The sequence below is a fragment of the Bacillus sp. P4_D3 genome (genome assembly GCF_056401855.1).
Genome location: NZ_JBFUIN010000698.1, coordinates 1 through 1588 on the forward strand (window position 1 = coordinate 1; position 1588 = coordinate 1588).

The following is a 1588-nucleotide window of genomic DNA, read 5'->3' on the forward strand; positions in this document are numbered from 1 at the left end:
CTTATTACTTGAGGCGGGAAACCAAATTGGTGATTCATGGAGAAACCGATATGATTCTTTGCAGCTTTTTACACCGAGGGCATATAGTAGTTTGCCAGGTATGGCATTAATAGGAGAGAAAAATGGATTTCCATATAAAGATGAGATTGCAAATTATTTAGAAGGATATGCAAGGCATTATAAATTACCCGTACAATTGCAAACTGAAGTTTTAAAAATAAGGAAAGAGAAAGAAGTATTTGAATTACACACTCCTACAGAAATTTTACAATCGAAAAAAGTTATTATCGCATCAGGTGGTTTTCAGCAACCATTCATCCCCTCATTTTCACAACATCTTTCATCACATATTTTTCAAATACATTCATCACAATATATATCACCATCGCAAATTCCAAAGGGAAGAGTACTAGTAGTAGGTGGCGGGAATTCAGGCATGCAAATAGCAGTAGAACTTGCAAAAACTCATGAAGTTACGATGTCTATCAGTCATCCTTTAACGTTTTTACCGTTACATCTTTTTAGAAAAAGTATTTTCAATTGGTTAGAAAAAATAGGTTTATTGTATGCTGAAATAAATACAAAGAGAGGAAGGTGGTTTCAGAAAAGAAAGGATCCTATTTTTGGTTTTGAAGGTAAGGAACTCATTCGTAATGAAGCAATGAAACTATGTGGAAAAGTAGTAAGTGCATCAGAAAATAACATTATGTTTCAAAATGGTGATACGTATAGGGCACAAAGTATTATATGGTCAACTGGTTTTGTTCAAGATTATAAATGGATTGAAATAGAAAAGGCTGTGAATGAGAAAGGATTTCCTAATCATATAAAGGGAATAAGTCTAGTAAGAGGATTGTATTATATCGGATTGCCCTGGCAATCTCAAAGGGGTTCGGCACTTATTTGTGGTGTAGGAAAGGATGCGGCGTATTTGCTTTCTGAAATCAAAAAAATAGATCAGTAGCAGCAACTACTGATCATCCATATGTACATGAATTAGGAGAGGTCAAACATTTATTAACTTTATTATAATAGATTTTCACGGGATAAAAAACTGAAAATTCTTATTTTTGTGTTGAGAAAGTTTTTTTGTATCGAAATATATGAAAAAACAGGAATTTTCATTGGGAAGAAAAATGATATTTATATTTTAGTAAATTATGATATAGTCTACATTAGAGCTATTTCCATAAATATAATTACTTGTAAATTATATTTATGTGAAGGAAGGAGAAGCAATTATGAAGTTTGATGATCAACGCCTACTAGGAGCCCGATTAGGTTCAATGCTCGTAACAGAAGAAAATCAATATTTAATAATTAAGAAAAAAGATCATTATGCACTATTGAATATACATAATTTAGAATGTACACATGTCGAAGTGCAGTTAGAACATATTGAAGAATTGTTGCATGAAGATTTCCAAGAAAGTATAACGGAAATTATCGCGCCGGAACATATAAAAATTGTTGTGAAAAATGTTATATAAAGAAAGAGGCTGGGGATCAGCTTCTTTCTTTATATATGTCTAATTCATTATAAAGATAGCATTTTTAAAACTTCACCAATGACGCCCTCCATTTGATG

At 31.9% G+C, this 1588-nt stretch carries 2 protein-coding genes; both read left to right on the plus strand.

Features of this window, described 5'->3' with window-relative positions; all coding sequences use genetic code 11:
- Window positions 1–964 (plus strand): flavin-containing monooxygenase (locus AC1DTM_RS25715; RefSeq protein WP_477001213.1); only part of this gene is annotated, 964 nt, incomplete at its 5' end.
- A 277-nt stretch (window positions 965–1241) separates the two neighbouring features.
- Window positions 1242–1490 (plus strand): hypothetical protein, encoded by a 249-nt coding sequence (locus tag AC1DTM_RS25720; RefSeq protein ID WP_088099389.1) that lies wholly within the window; start codon window positions 1242–1244, stop codon window positions 1488–1490.
- Window positions 1491–1588 lie beyond the last annotated feature (98 nt).

Coding starts and splice junctions, on each gene's coding strand:
- AC1DTM_RS25720 (WP_088099389.1), top strand. CDS start 1,242: ATGAAGTTTGATGATCAACGCCTACTAGGAGCCCGATTAGGTTCAATG.